General features: G+C 46.2%; 15 protein-coding genes and 1 other RNA gene. 8 read left to right on the top strand and 8 right to left on the bottom strand.

The genetic code is table 11. The annotated features are described in order from the left end of the window. Positions 1-1,842, bottom strand: a complete 1,842-nt coding sequence (locus IS446_RS15180) for a DNA polymerase III subunit gamma/tau (protein ID WP_203061606.1) — start codon at positions 1,840-1,842, stop codon at positions 1-3. Between the two features lie 98 nt (positions 1,843-1,940). Here IS446_RS15180 and rnpB point away from each other — a divergent pair. Then, positions 1,941-2,246: RNase P RNA component class A (gene rnpB / locus IS446_RS15175), an RNA gene on the top strand. On the opposite strand, the gene IS446_RS15170 is transcribed toward rnpB, so the two are convergent. Genes IS446_RS15170 through IS446_RS15160 form a run of 3 tightly spaced genes read right to left on the bottom strand, consistent with a single transcriptional unit; the run spans position 2,246 to position 4,276 of the window. Continuing rightward, on the bottom strand, positions 2,246-2,821 hold the full coding sequence (locus tag IS446_RS15170) for an RsmD family RNA methyltransferase (protein ID WP_203061605.1): 576 nt from the start codon (positions 2,819-2,821) through the stop codon (positions 2,246-2,248). The genes rnpB and IS446_RS15170 overlap by 1 nt on opposite strands. Beyond that, a complete protein-coding gene (locus tag IS446_RS15165) occupies positions 2,821-3,651 on the bottom strand; it encodes a DUF3822 family protein (protein ID WP_262896252.1) in 831 nt (276 codons plus the stop codon). The genes IS446_RS15170 and IS446_RS15165 overlap by 1 nt, the downstream gene beginning before the upstream one ends. Continuing rightward, complete coding sequence (locus IS446_RS15160) at positions 3,632-4,276, bottom strand: hypothetical protein (RefSeq protein ID WP_203061603.1); 645 nt, start codon at positions 4,274-4,276, stop codon at positions 3,632-3,634. The genes IS446_RS15165 and IS446_RS15160 overlap by 20 nt, the downstream gene beginning before the upstream one ends. Positions 4,277-4,385: 109 nt before the next feature. Here IS446_RS15160 and IS446_RS15155 point away from each other — a divergent pair, with 109 nt between their 5' ends. From IS446_RS15155 to IS446_RS15125, 7 genes are all read left to right on the top strand, one after another. Further along, positions 4,386-5,810 (top strand): ATP-dependent DNA helicase, encoded by a 1,425-nt coding sequence (locus tag IS446_RS15155; RefSeq protein WP_203061602.1) that lies wholly within the window; start codon positions 4,386-4,388, stop codon positions 5,808-5,810. A 63-nt stretch (positions 5,811-5,873) separates the two neighbouring features. Then, a complete protein-coding gene (locus IS446_RS15150; protein ID WP_203061601.1) occupies positions 5,874-6,446 on the top strand; it encodes a DUF4126 domain-containing protein in 573 nt (190 codons plus the stop codon). A gap of 44 nt (positions 6,447-6,490) precedes the next feature. After that, on the top strand, positions 6,491-7,219 hold the full coding sequence (kdsB, locus tag IS446_RS15145) for a 3-deoxy-manno-octulosonate cytidylyltransferase (protein WP_203061600.1): 729 nt from the start codon (positions 6,491-6,493) through the stop codon (positions 7,217-7,219). Then, positions 7,210-7,911, top strand: a complete 702-nt coding sequence (locus IS446_RS15140) for an HAD family hydrolase (RefSeq protein WP_203061599.1) — start codon at positions 7,210-7,212, stop codon at positions 7,909-7,911. The genes kdsB and IS446_RS15140 overlap by 10 nt, the downstream gene beginning before the upstream one ends. Then, on the top strand, positions 7,908-8,546 hold the full coding sequence (locus IS446_RS15135) for a chloramphenicol acetyltransferase (RefSeq protein WP_203061598.1): 639 nt from the start codon (positions 7,908-7,910) through the stop codon (positions 8,544-8,546). Before IS446_RS15140 ends, IS446_RS15135 begins: the two co-directional genes overlap by 4 nt. A 6-nt stretch (positions 8,547-8,552) precedes the next feature. Further along, complete coding sequence (locus IS446_RS15130; RefSeq protein ID WP_203061597.1) at positions 8,553-9,635, top strand: iron-containing alcohol dehydrogenase family protein; 1,083 nt, start codon at positions 8,553-8,555, stop codon at positions 9,633-9,635. Between the two features lie 3 nt (positions 9,636-9,638). Beyond that, positions 9,639-10,184: a 1-acyl-sn-glycerol-3-phosphate acyltransferase gene (locus tag IS446_RS15125; protein ID WP_203061596.1), complete on the top strand. Its 546-nt coding sequence runs from the start codon at positions 9,639-9,641 to the stop codon at positions 10,182-10,184. Here the strand turns inward: IS446_RS15125 and IS446_RS15120 are convergent. From IS446_RS15120 to gcvT, 4 genes are read right to left on the bottom strand one after another with little or no spacing between them, the layout of a single operon-like run. Then, a complete protein-coding gene (locus IS446_RS15120) occupies positions 10,181-10,900 on the bottom strand; it encodes a YebC/PmpR family DNA-binding transcriptional regulator (RefSeq protein ID WP_203061595.1) in 720 nt (239 codons plus the stop codon). The two genes, IS446_RS15125 and IS446_RS15120, sit on opposite strands and share 4 nt — an antisense overlap. A gap of 58 nt (positions 10,901-10,958) precedes the next feature. After that, entirely contained in the window at positions 10,959-11,246 is a 288-nt protein-coding gene (locus IS446_RS15115; RefSeq protein WP_203061594.1) for a 4a-hydroxytetrahydrobiopterin dehydratase, read from the bottom strand. 45 nt (positions 11,247-11,291) lie between these two features. Further along, positions 11,292-12,098: a sugar nucleotide-binding protein gene (locus IS446_RS15110; protein ID WP_203061593.1), complete on the bottom strand. Its 807-nt coding sequence runs from the start codon at positions 12,096-12,098 to the stop codon at positions 11,292-11,294. 53 nt (positions 12,099-12,151) lie between these two features. Then, complete coding sequence (gene gcvT / locus IS446_RS15105) at positions 12,152-13,237, bottom strand: glycine cleavage system aminomethyltransferase GcvT (protein WP_203061592.1); 1,086 nt, start codon at positions 13,235-13,237, stop codon at positions 12,152-12,154. Positions 13,238-13,288: the final 51 nt, after the last annotated feature.

Genomic DNA, 13,288 nt, shown 5'->3' with positions numbered 1-13,288 from the left:
CTATACTTCGAGATCGAGTTCCCTTCTCAGCAGGTCGAGAACAGGATTGGTCTCGCACATTTTCTGGAATTTTTCTACAGGGGTAAAGGCGTATTGCTTGGCCGATTGCTCATTCACGCTCACTTTCAATTCAATGTAGTGATTATTGAGTTTTTCCTTGAGGAACTCCATAAGCGGATATTGATCGCGCTCTACCTCTTTTTTCATGGTATCGTTAGGGAGTTCGATCCATATAGTCTTTGGATCTTTAAGCTTAGGTGTATCTGAGGCCAATGCCGAACTAAGGATCTTTTTACCCTGCTTGTCGATAATGTCTACATAGGTATTCCACGCCTCTTGCATGGCCTGTTCTGTAAACGGATCTTCCGGCAGGGTTTCGGTGGTGGGTTTTTGATTTTTCTTGGCTTCCTCGTGAGCCTTCTTTTCTTTAATGCTTCGTAGCGAAAGTCCTGAAACGGCTTTTCCGCGTGAAATGAGTGGTTTTTTAGCCGGTGCAGGTTCTTGAGCGACTTCTGCTACGGCAGGTTCCTTGGGTGTTGTAGCCGTGTTTACCGGTGTTCCCATGGTTCCGCTGGGGTGAGTGGCCACTGGCGAAACGGGTTGGGGTATTGGTTGAGGTGTTGGTTGCGGAGCAGGTTGCTGCTGTGTTCCGGCTGTACTATCGGCTGGCTGTTGTGCTGTTACATGCGTTACAGATCTTTCTGCATTCGTTGCCACCTGAGGTTTCCCATTGGTTGAGTAATGGGATGGTGGGATTATGAATTTAGAGCCGTTTTTTTTTTCTCCATCGTAGTTGATGGAGGCCAGTTGCATGAGGCAAAGCTCGACGTGCAGACGCTGGTTGTTGCTGTTCCTGTATTCGAAATCGCAACGGTTGGCGAGCTCCAGGGCTTGCATAAGAAACTCAGGAGAGGCCTTCTTACTTTGCTCGCGGTATTTTTGACGCGATTCTTCACCTACCTCGAGAAGGTCGATGGTAGCCTCGTTCTTACACACGATAAGGTCTCTGAAGTGAGAGCTCAACCCTGAAATAAAATGGTGGCCGTCAAAGCCAAGAGCCAATAATTTGTTGAACCTGATAAGCAATTCAGGGATATTGTTTTCCAGCAGGAGGTCGGTAACCTCCATATAGGTTTGGTAATCCAAAACGTTGAGGTTTTGGGTTACCGCTGTCCTGGTAAGTTCTTTTCCGGAAAAGCTCACTACGCGGTCAAAAATAGACAAGGCATCTCGCATGGCGCCATCGGCCTTTTCTGCGATAATATGCAATGCGTCTTCTTCTGCTTGTATGCCCTGACTTTCTGCGATGTACTTCAGGTATTCCCTGGCGTCGGCTACGGTGATACGTTTAAAATCGAAGATCTGACATCTCGAAAGAATGGTCGGGATGATCTTGTGTTTTTCGGTAGTAGCCAGAATAAAAATGGCGTGTTTTGGCGGTTCTTCCAGGGTTTTCAGGAAGGCGTTGAACGCCGAGGTGGAAAGCATGTGTACCTCATCAATGATATACACCTTGTACTTTCCGGTTTGCGGTGGAATGCGCACCTGATCGATCAGGCTTCGGATGTCGTCTACTGAGTTGTTGGAGGCAGCATCGAGCTCAAAGATATTGAACGCAAAGTCTTCGTCTTCACTTTCTGAGCCATCCTGGTTGATCATTTTTGCCAGGATACGGGCACAGGTGGTCTTACCAACTCCTCTCGGACCACAGAACAGCAAGGCCTGAGCCAGGTGATTGTTCTCAATGGCATTAAGCAGGGTGTTGGTAATGGCTTGCTGGCCAACCACATCTTTAAAGGTCTTTGGCCTGTATTTTCGGGCCGATACGACAAAGTGTTCCATCAGAGCAAAGATAAAAATTGCAGGTTAATATGCGTTTTTTCAGGACTGTATTTCTATTTAATTATTAACAATGCGCGTTAAAAAAATAGTATTTTTGCCGGGCAGGTCACCCTATCGTTCCGAAGTTATTTCGGGAAGGAAAGTCCGGACACCACAGCGCAGCATAGCGGTTAACAGCCGTCCGTTGAAAAACGAGGACAAGTGCAACAGAAAGAATGTACAGGTCATGCTGTAGTGAAATCAGGTAAACTCTATGCGGTGAAACGCCATGTAAACCGGTGCTTGAGGATTGCGCGTCCGATGCCGGAGGGTAGGCGGCTAGATCTTATCAGTAATGGTAAGGCCAGATAAATGATAGGGACCCCGCGAGGGGCACAGAATCCGGCTTATGACCTGCATTTTTTTATGCCTCCTCTGTTTCTTCTTCTGAATCTTCTTCCTCCGGAATTTCGTAAAAGCTGAATACACTGCCTCCGTACCGGCGGGATTGTGAAAAATAAGGATGATCTGAAAGATCGGTGTGCTTGGAGTGCTCGATCACCAGGGTTCCTCCTTCCAGCAGCAATTCCCTGTCGAAGACCAGATTTGCTATTTTAAGCATGTCTTCTGCCGGCATATCGTAAGGAGGGTCGGCAAAGATGAGGTCGGTTTTCTTAAGGGTTCTTTCGAGGTATTTAAAAACATCAGACTTTATGGCCTTTATAGGCATATCGAGTTCTGTGGCCGTTTTAGAAATGAAACGTACACAGCCGGAATGGGCGTCGACCGCTGTGATGTCCCGGCTGCCGCGACTGGCTATTTCATAGCTTATGTTTCCCGTTCCTGCGAACAGATCGGTAACACTTATCTCATCGAGGTAATATAAGTTGTTGAGCACATTGAACAGGGCTTCTTTGGCAAAGTCTGTCGTTGGCCTTACAGGCAGATTCCCTGGGGCTGTGATGCGTTTTGACTTGTATTTTCCGGAGATGATGCGCATTAGAAACTATTTAACAGGGTCAGGTCTTGATGATCGGGTATGTTGGGGAGTCCCTTTGCGATGTTTTGGCGATGATGGTTCTTGCCTAAAGCGATCTCCTTGATGTAGGTGTATGCCATTTTGTAAAGACTGTCGTCTTCATTGATAGCTCCCAGGAGGTGTAATGGGTCTTTCTCCCTGTTGAGTCCCAGTTGCTCGTAAACAAAAAGCACGTAATAAATAAAATCTTCCCGGGTCTGGTAGGGGAAGCGGTTGTAAAGTAACAGCTTCTGATCGTCGATCACTACTACCTCAAAATTATTCCTGCCTACTTGTACGTAAACGTTTTTAACCTCGCTACGTCCCGCCTGGTTGAGCAGGGTTTCAAGCAGTATGGTGCTGGCGTGCTTGTATTCGAAAGCGCCGAAACGATCAAAGATGTAGTTGTTCACATTGGTGAACGGTACGTAAACATTAAACATCTCATGTCCTTTAAGTTCGTCAAAACTTATGAAGTCGGTTTCAAATAATTTGACATTGTACTTAAGGTAATCAGATAGGTTACTCTCGTTGAAGAGGGCTTTGGGTACGAGCGCAGACAGCTCGTTATCGTGAATAACTCTCACATCTTTAAAGTTGCTCCGTCCCAAGCCTTCCTGTTTCAAAAGGTCGTCTAGCGCCTCCACGAGCTTTTCAGCATTCGAAGGTTTTTCAAAATACCTGTGATCCAGTCGGATTACGCGATCTTCAGCGGCATCGCGTATAGAAAAAGAAAGTCCACTCAAGCTAACCTGAATGGACAATTCTTTTAAAGATTTATCTAGAATGTTACTAGTCTTTCTTTGTGTCATAATACGGTGGCCAGTTTCCACTTGTACTCACATCGGTAAGGCTTCCTACTTTGATCTCGTTTCCGTTAACTTCTTCTACATCGATCATGGTGTTCTCGCGCTCAACGAGGTAATCAGGCTGATCGTAAAGAAGAATATCTTTTGGAACCTTAGCTTCAAATACAGGAGCTTTGTATCCGTTCTTATCGAGGATCTCTGTTTTCATTTCGAACTTAGCGTCGTTCTGAGCGAACGGAACCATCTCAAGATCCTTGTAGTTTCTTGATTTGAAAAGTGAATCTTTCACGGCACGGAAACCAAGTGTGTCAACCACAACGGTGTCAACAGGCATATCGATACGGAAAGTTCTGTTGTATCTCATGAATGAAGAGTCTCTCTTTTCAAGAATAACAAATTGAGCAGTGTCGATAAAGGAGATAAGGTCCTGGAAATTAGCAGCGTAGTTGTTGTGGATGCTACGGTGAGCTTCCTGAGCATCACGGATGCTTTTCAGCTTTTCAATAGTAGCCATATAACGCTGTTTTTTAACCTTGTCAAATTTGATTGGCTCCATTACCGAATTGTAGATCTGGTAAGCGAAGAAGATGCTTAAAGCCCAAAGAACAATTTGTATTACTGTCTTCATTTTTTGTTTTTTGTATTAGAGTGCTTTTACGCAAATCTACAATTTTTTTTCTTTCGCGAAAGGGAGAGCCTTAAAAAACATTCCTATTTTTGAGGCAGAATCCGACTTCATGGACGCAACTTCTTTTTACAAATTGATCAAGCAAAGTTTCCCGCACCAACCCACCTTAAAGCAAGATGTTGTATTGCAGCAACTTTCTGAATTTATCTTCTCTTCAGAGAAGAACGAGGTCTTCATGCTGCGGGGTTATGCCGGTACCGGAAAGACCACGATCATAGGGTCGGTGGTCACCAATTTGTGGAAGGCCATGAAGAAGTCGGTCCTGCTTGCTCCAACGGGTAGGGCGGCCAAGGTGATCACCAATTATTCTGGCCGTACGGCCCATACCATACATAAGCATATTTATTTTCCGCGAAAGCAACGCGCAGGCGGGGTCAAGTTCGTCTTGTCGCCAAATAAACATCGCGATACCGTTTTTATTGTAGATGAGGCTTCGATGATCCCCGATGCACCCTCAGACTCTAAACTCTTTGAGAACGGTTCCCTGCTCGACGACCTGGTACAATACGTTTATTCGGGACATAACTGTAAACTCATATTAATAGGAGATACCGCCCAGTTACCACCGGTGAACCTCGATCTGAGTCCGGCACTTAGTGAGAATACCCTTTTGCTAAACTATAATAAAGAGGTTCGGGTCATGGAGCTCGACGAGGTGGTAAGACAGCAGCTGGACTCAGGGATCCTTTATAATGCAACGAATCTCAGGGAGCAGATCCAATCTGAATACTACGATAATTTTGCCTTTCGTACCCAGGGCTTCACCGATATCGTACGCCTGGTAGATGGTTATGAGATCCAGGATGCCATCGATACTTCCTATCGTGAGAACGGCAGGGAAGAAACTGCTATTATCGTGAGGTCCAATAAAAGGGCCAACCTCTACAATCAGCAGATCAGGGGGCGGATACTTTTCCAGGAGAATGAGCTTTCTGCCGGAGATTTCCTTATGGTGGTGAAGAATAATTATTTCTGGATCAAGGCTACTTCTGATGCCGGTTTCATTGCCAATGGTGATATCCTGGAAGTGCTGGAGATCTTTGCCTTCAAGGAGTTGTATGGTTTTCGCTTTGCAGAGGTCAAGGTGCAAATGGTCGATTATCCGCAGATGAAGCCTTTTGAAACGGTGCTCATGCTCGATACCATAACTGCAGAGACCCCGGCCTTGCCTTATGAAGATGGGAACAGGCTCTACCAGGAGGTGATGAAGGATTACGAGGGGGAAACCTCCAATTACAAGAAGTTCATGAAAGTAAAGAACAATAAATATTTCAATGCCCTGCAGGTAAAATTCTCCTACGCGGTTACCTGTCATAAGAGTCAGGGTGGGCAGTGGAAGAATGTGTTCATCGAGCAGCCCTATGCTCCCAATGGTATAGACCGGGACTACATGCGTTGGTTGTATACCGCAGTGACCCGGGCCAGTGAAAAACTCTATCTCATCGGATTTAAAGACGACTTTTTCGAAGACTAGGTGATGCCTTGCAGATTTGTTATCTTTAAGGGTGTTTGCGAACAACCTTAAAATGAATTATTTATGGAATCTCCTTTGATCATTAGCCTGTTTCTGGGTATAGGATTGGCTGCCGCTACCGGTTTCCGGATCTTTCTCCCTTTGTTTGCGCTTAGCCTGGCGGCTTATTTTGATGTATGGACTCTCGATGAGAGCTGGCAATGGCTGGGTAGTACAGCGGCGCTGATATCTCTGGGCGTAGCTATGGTCGCAGAGTTGCTGGCCTATTATATTCCTTGGGTAGACAACCTTCTTGATAGTATTGCCCTGCCATTGGCGGGTATTGCAGGTACCGCCGTTATGGTAGCCACTATGACCGACATGTCGCCTTTGATCACCTGGGCCCTGGCCATTATTGCCGGTGGCGGAACGGCCACAGCGGTTAAAGGGGCTACAGCCAGTACGAGGCTCGGTTCTTCGGTATCTACTGCAGGACTTGGTAATCCAGTGGTCTCTACTGTGGAGACGGCCAGTGCCGTGGGTATGAGTATCTTGTCTTTCGTGGCTCCTGTTGTTGCAGGGGTTGTGGCTTTACTCATTCTGGTAAGTATGTATTGGCTCTACCGAAAATTACGTCCGCGTCGTCATAAATTGTAATCGATAAGCCGTAACTTTGACGGACGTTTTTTTAACAGGAAATCATGAAAATCATAGCAATGATCCCGGCGCGATATGCCGCTTCCCGCTTTCCGGGAAAACTTATGAAAGACCTTAAAGGTAAGTCTGTGATCGTACGAACCTACGAGGCAGCCTTGAGCACAGGGTTGTTTGACGATGTATTTGTAGTGACAGACAGCGATATCATATACAAAGAGATCACAGCACATAACGGCAAGGCCATGATGAGCATAAAAGAGCACGATTGTGGCAGTGACCGCATTGCAGAGGCGGTTGCATCGATGGATGTTGATGTGGTGGTGAACGTGCAGGGAGACGAGCCTTTTACCGATAAGGAGAGTCTTGTGAGTCTTATCGAGGTGTTTCGCAATGATCCCAATAAGGAGGTAGACCTGGCCTCGTTGAAAACGCCTATCCATTCCTGGGACGATATTAAGGACCCTAATGTGGTAAAGGTGATCACCGACCAACGCGGGAATGCCTTGTACTTTTCGAGATCTCCCATTCCGTATCCAAGAGATGAAAAAACAGGCGTAACGTATTACAAGCACAAAGGTGTGTATGCCTTCCGGAAAGCTGCTTTAATGGATTTCGCCCAATGGCCTATGTTGCCATTGGAGGCAACAGAAAAGATAGAAGCGATACGATACCTCGAATACGGAAAGACCATCAGGATGGTCGAAACCGGAGTAACCGGGATAGAGATCGATACCCCTGAAGATCTGGAAAAAGCGATCAAAGAATGGAAATAGATTACAGTAAGGTCAAGGTTGTAGGTTTTGATGCCGATGATACCCTGTGGGTGAATGAAACCTATTTCAGGGAGGCCGAACACGAGTTCGCCCGCTTACTTTCCGGTTATGAGACCGAGAATAAGATCGACCAGGAGCTTTTTAAAACAGAGATAAAGAATCTCGATATCTACGGATACGGGATCAAAGGATTTATGCTTTCCATGATGGAAAGCGCCATCGACCTTTCTAATGGTCGCATAGACGCTAAGGTCATGACCAAGATCATTGATCTGGGCAAGAAAATGCTCAATCATCCGGTGGAGTTACTGGATGGAGTAGAAGAGGTGTTGAAGTCACTCTCCGAGCGAAATTACCGATTGATCGTTCTGACCAAGGGCGACCTTCTCGACCAGGAACGCAAACTCGAAAAGTCGGGATTGTCAGACTATTTTCATCATGTGGAAGTGCTCAGTGATAAGAAGGTTTCCAACTATAAGAACCTCCTCGATCATCTGGAAATTCCGGAAGAAGAATTTTTGATGATAGGGAATTCCCTCAAGTCTGATGTATTGCCCATTATTGAGCTTGGAGCCCATGCGATACATGTGCCCTTTCATACCACCTGGGCTCATGAAACAGTAAGGGATGAAGATAATAACGGTGGGTATCATACCATCGATAGTTTAAAAGAAGTACTCGACCTGTTATGAGTTATAAGGAGATCGATCTGACCACATGGAAGCGACGGGAACATTACGGATTCTTTAAAGATTTTGATGAGCCTTTTTTTGGGGTCACTTTTAATGTGAATGTGACCGACGGATTTACATGGTGCAAGGAAGAAGGGGGTTCTTTTTTTGTGTACTACCTCTATGCTGCCTTAAGGGCGGTTAATGAGGTCGAAGCCTTTAAATATCGCATTGTTAATGATCGGCCTGTGCTTTACGATAAGGTGAGTATTTCACCTACCATAAAGCGCGCCGATGATACCTTTGGATTCTCTTACATGGAATACCGTGAGGGTTTTGCGGCGTTCAAGGCGCTGGCAGAGGAAGAGATCTCAAGGGTGCAGGCCGGAGACGACCTGGATCCCTCAGCCGATAATGCAGGTACCGTACATTTTTCGGCCCTGCCCTGGCTTAGGTTTACGGCTTTGACGCATGCAAGGCGGTTCAATGAAGAAGATAGTGTTCCGAAGATCTCGGTAGGAAAGGTGTTTCGTGAAGGAGAAGCGTGGATGATGCCCGTTTCTGTTCATGTAAATCACGCCCTTGCCGACGGGTCTCATGTAGGGGTCTTTTCGGAATACTTTGAAACGTTTATGAATACAAAATACCAGCTTTAACCATATATGAAGTTCAAGAACTTTCCGATGGTACCCAGAGTGATCTTTGGCAGGGGCAGTTTTAATGCCCTTGGAGACATTCTTATGCCTGTAAGACGAAATAGTGAATCGCCCTTTATCTTTTTGGTGGATGATGTTTTCGAGCGGCGGGAAGATTTGCTTTCACGCATCCCGCTAATGTTCGAAGACCGGGTGATCTTTATCAATTCCTGGGAGGAGCCAAAGACCGAACAGGTAGATGCTCTGGTGGAAATGATCAAGGCCGGTTCAGCCGAAATGCCATCAGGGATCATAGGGATAGGAGGGGGTACGATCATGGATCTTGCCAAAGCCGCAGCCTTGTGTCTTACCAATGAGGGTGGGGCTGCCAAATACCAGGGATGGGACCTCATCAGGAAAAAAGGGGTTTATCATGTGGGGGTGCCCACCATAAGCGGCACCGGAGCTGAGGTATCGCGAACCACGGTGCTTACGGGGCCGGAAAAGAAATTGGGGATCAATTCAGATTTCACGCCTTTTGATCAGGTGGTCCTGGACCCTGAACTTACTGCAGGGGTGCCCAAAGATCAATGGTTCTATACAGGAATGGACTGCTTTATTCACTGTGTGGAATCTTTAGAAGGGCATTATCTCAACGCTTTTTCTCAAAGTTACGGGGAGAAGGCGCATGAAATGTGTGTAGAAGTATTTACTCATGGCGATATGCCAGCAGAAGAACAGCAGGATAAGCTTATGATGGCTTCATGGCATGGTGGTATGAGCATTGCCTATTCGCAGGTGGGAGTAGCTCACGCGTTGAGTTACGGTCTTTCTTATGAATTGGGGGTGCGCCACGGGATCGGTAATTGTATGGTCTTTGATCATTTAGAAGATTATTACCCGGAAGGGGTGCGCATGTTCAAAACCATGAAAGAAACACACGATATCACATTGCCTCAGGGGGTGTGTAGTGATCTTACCTCAGATCAATTCGCCAATATGACCCGTGTGGCGCTGAGCCTGGAGCCACTCTGGGAGAATGCTTTGGGTAAGAACTGGAAGGATGTGATCGACGAGCGCAAGGTGCGTGAGCTCTATGAAAAAATTTAAAGGATGAAGTGGTTATCGAAAATGATCTTTTCGGGAATGATGGGCTGGAAGCTCAAAGGAAGTTTTCCCGATCTAAAAAAGTACGTGATCATAGCTGTGCCGCATACCAGCTGGCATGATTTTTATATCGGTCTCCTCGTAAGGAGCATGACCAGAACAAAGATCAATTATGTGGGGAAGAAGGAATTGTTCAAGCCTCCTTTTGGCTGGTATTTTCGATGGACCGGAGGGGCACCTGTTGATCGGGGGAAGCGCTCGAATACCGTAGATGCGATCATTGATATTTTTAATGAGCGCGATGAGTTCAGGTTGTCTATTGCGCCCGAAGGCACCCGAAAAAAAGTTTCTGTCTTTAGAACGGGGTTTTACTATGTGGCCAAAGGGGCAGGGGTTCCCATAGTGATGATCGCCCTGGATTTTGAACATAAGGAGGTTCGAATAGCCGAGCCTTTCTATCCGGGGAATGACATGGAGTCTGATATGCAGGAGATCTACGCTTACTTTAAAGGCGTAAAAGGGAAAAAACCGGAGTACTCTTTCGAGCCTTAATCTCCGGTTTCTTTCATCGTATGATAAACGTTTTGAACGTCTTCGTCTTCTTCGATCTTTTCGAGTAATTTTTCGACATCGGCCACCTCTTCTTCAGATAGCTCCTTGGTTACCTGAGGGATGCGCTCGAATCCTGAAGACAGGATCTCGATATTGCGACTTTCCAGTTCCTTCTGAATAGCTCCAAAGCTTTCGAATGGGGCGTAAATAATGATGCCGTCTTCATCTGCGAACACTTCTTCAGCTCCATAATCGATCATTTCCAGTTCGAGTTCTTCCGGGTCGATGCCTTCGCCATTGATGCGGAAATTACAGGTGTGGTCGAACATGAATTCTACAGACCCACTCGTACCAAGGCTACCGTTACATTTGTTAAAGTAACTTCTGATGTTGGCAACCGTACGGTTGTTGTTGTCGGTAGCGGTTTCGATGAGTATAGCTATACCGTGGGGGGCGTACCCTTCGAACAATACTTCTTTGTATTCTTCTGTATTCTTATCTGAAGCTCTTTTTATTGCCCTTTCGATGTTGTCTTTGGGCATATTGGCGGCTTTCGCATTCTGGATCACTGCCCGGAGCTTTGCGTTGGAGTCAGGATCGGGTCCACCTTCTTTAACGGCCATAACGATATCCTTACCGATACGGGTAAAGGTCTTGGCCATACTGGCCCAGCGTTTCATTTTACGCGCCTTCCTGAATTCAAAAGCTCTTCCCATAAAAATTATCTAGGTTTTGGTTTTGAGCAAAAATAGGAAAATTGAAAGAATTGATGGGTTACTCTCCGTTGATAATAGCTTCTATTCTTTCCGCTAAATGAAAATCCTTATCGGTGAGTCCGCCGGCATCGTGGGTGGTGAGTCTGATGGTGAGGTTGTTGTAGACATTCGACCATTCAGGGTGGTGATTGTTGGCTTCTGCTTCAAAAGCGATCCTGGTCATCATTGCAAAGGCATCGGCAAAGTTTTTAAAGTCCAGGGAGGTCACCAGCATATTGTCATCCAGATCCCAGTATTGCAGTTCGGCAACCTGTTCCTTGATCTCCTGCTCTGTTAATTTTTTCATTGGTATAGTATTTAGTTTCTTAAATATAAGAATTAAACCGTACCCTTAGCGTAATTCTTCGATGACTTCCCGATGGGTAAACCTCAGGTGTTTGGGAAGGTGCTGGTATTTAGGTAATACGGCGAGAAAACGATCGAAGTTTGAGGTGTAGACATTTTTAAAAAAAGGTGATTCGACCCCTAGAGCAGCACAGCATTCCTTAATGAATTCGTTATGGTGTATAAGGTCTGTAGATCCCAGGTGGTAGATCCCTTTGCGTTTTCTGTTGATCATATAGTGCAACTGCCTGCTGAGGATGTTGTCGTTGGTGACGTTCATCACCAGGTTCGGGAAGACCTCGTAGGCCTGCTTGTTTTCAAGGTGGTATTTCAATTCTTTGATCCTGGGCGACTGGCTGCCGAAAACCATGGGTAAGCGGGCAATAAGGTGTTGCCGTTCGGGGAGTTTCATGAACATGTTCTCCAAACGGATCTTCAGCTTGCCATACGGACTCTCAGAGAGGGTTTTGTCGTATTCGTAGGAAGGGAAATTGCTAAAGGCGTCGAACACGTTTGCAGAAGAAAGGAAGATGATCCTGGTGCGATTGGTGCGACAATAGGCTGCTATTTGACCATGAGCTTCTACCTGGGCCTCAAAGGGCCCTCTCAAGGCAGAAATAATAATGGTGGGGCGCAGTTCAAGAAGCAGGTTATAAACATCTTGTTGCTCCATGTCGTAATGGATAAAATGCCTGTTTTCAGAATAGATCCTCCCGGTGTGATAGGTCCCGTAGGTATCGTAGTAATGGCATAATTCCTTGTACAACGCCCCACCAATAAATCCGCTGGCTCCTAAGATCAATATTCTGGTCAAAGCAGTCGCGTTTTAGCACGGTACCGGGGCATATCCCGGTACCGATGAGGTTGTTATTTTTTGTAAAATGGCAGCTTAACCACTTTGGCCGGCACCATATTCTTGCGGATCTTCACCAGGATCCCGGTCTCCAGAGCTTTGTAATCTGCAAGGACATATCCCATTCCGATCCCTTTGTTGAGAGATGGTGACATGGTACCGCTGGTCACTACGCCAATCGCTTCTTCATCCTGATTAAAGAGTTCGTATCCCTGGCGTGGAATACCGCGTTCTGTAAGTTCAAAAGCGATGAGCTTACGCTTTGGTCCGGCTTCTTTTTCGGCCTTAAGCGCATCTGCGTTCACAAAGTCCTTGGTGAATTTGGTCACCCATCCGAGTCCGGCTTCTATAGGAGAAGTGGTATCGTCAATATCATTACCGTAGAGGCAGAATCCCATTTCCAAACGCAGGGTATCTCTCGCTGCAAGGCCAATAGGTTTGATCCCGTAGTCTGCACCAGCCTCGAGAACGCGATCCCAAACCTGTTCTGCAGATTCATTCTTTATATACATTTCAAATCCGCCACTACCTGTATATCCGGTGGCAGAAATGATCACTTCGGGCATTCCGGCAAATTCGCCGATCTCAAAATGGAAAGGCTTGATGGCTGAGAGGTCTGTAGGGGTTAGCGACTGCATAGCTTCAACTGCCTTTGGGCCCTGAATGGCTAGCAGACTGTATTGTTCTGAAGCGTCTTCCATGGTGGCGCCGATCTCCTCGTTGTACTTGCTAATCCACTTCCAGTCTTTCTCGATATTAGAGGCGTTCACTACCAAAAGGTATTTCTCTTCGTTGATCCTGTAAACAATAAGATCATCAACAATACCGCCGTCTTCATTAGGCATGCAGCAATATTGGGCGCGACCATCGGTAAGTTTTGAAGCGTCGTTACTACTCACTTTCTGGATGAGCTCAAGCGCCTTGGGTCCGGTCACGAAGAATTCACCCATATGGCTCACATCAAATACACCTACGTGCTCTCTCACGGTTTCGTGTTCGATATTCACACCTTCGTACTGTACAGGCATGTTGAATCCGGCAAAAGGAACCATTTTGGCTCCAAGCGCAATATGTTTGTCTGTTAATGCGGTATTTTTCATTCTTATTGGATCTTTTTGGTGTCGCAAAATTATTTAAAATAATCAGGAGAA

The organism is Robertkochia sediminum, from assembly GCF_016786255.1.
Taxonomy (GTDB): Bacteria; Bacteroidota; Bacteroidia; order Flavobacteriales; family Flavobacteriaceae; genus Robertkochia; species Robertkochia sediminum.
This window is presented reverse-complemented; position numbering and strand designations above follow the sequence as displayed.

Coding starts and splice junctions, on each gene's coding strand:
- IS446_RS15180 (WP_203061606.1), bottom strand. CDS start 1,842: ATGGAACACTTTGTCGTATCGGCCCGAAAATACAGGCCAAAGACCTTT.
- IS446_RS15170 (WP_203061605.1), bottom strand. CDS start 2,821: ATGCGCATCATCTCCGGAAAATACAAGTCAAAACGCATCACAGCCCCA.
- IS446_RS15165 (WP_262896252.1), bottom strand. CDS start 3,651: ATGACACAAAGAAAGACTAGTAACATTCTAGATAAATCTTTAAAAGAA.
- IS446_RS15160 (WP_203061603.1), bottom strand. CDS start 4,276: ATGAAGACAGTAATACAAATTGTTCTTTGGGCTTTAAGCATCTTCTTC.
- IS446_RS15155 (WP_203061602.1), top strand. CDS start 4,386: ATGGACGCAACTTCTTTTTACAAATTGATCAAGCAAAGTTTCCCGCAC.
- IS446_RS15150 (WP_203061601.1), top strand. CDS start 5,874: ATGGAATCTCCTTTGATCATTAGCCTGTTTCTGGGTATAGGATTGGCT.
- kdsB (WP_203061600.1), top strand. CDS start 6,491: ATGAAAATCATAGCAATGATCCCGGCGCGATATGCCGCTTCCCGCTTT.
- IS446_RS15140 (WP_203061599.1), top strand. CDS start 7,210: ATGGAAATAGATTACAGTAAGGTCAAGGTTGTAGGTTTTGATGCCGAT.
- IS446_RS15135 (WP_203061598.1), top strand. CDS start 7,908: ATGAGTTATAAGGAGATCGATCTGACCACATGGAAGCGACGGGAACAT.
- IS446_RS15130 (WP_203061597.1), top strand. CDS start 8,553: ATGAAGTTCAAGAACTTTCCGATGGTACCCAGAGTGATCTTTGGCAGG.
- IS446_RS15125 (WP_203061596.1), top strand. CDS start 9,639: ATGAAGTGGTTATCGAAAATGATCTTTTCGGGAATGATGGGCTGGAAG.
- IS446_RS15120 (WP_203061595.1), bottom strand. CDS start 10,900: ATGGGAAGAGCTTTTGAATTCAGGAAGGCGCGTAAAATGAAACGCTGG.
- IS446_RS15115 (WP_203061594.1), bottom strand. CDS start 11,246: ATGAAAAAATTAACAGAGCAGGAGATCAAGGAACAGGTTGCCGAACTG.
- gcvT (WP_203061592.1), bottom strand. CDS start 13,237: ATGAAAAATACCGCATTAACAGACAAACATATTGCGCTTGGAGCCAAA.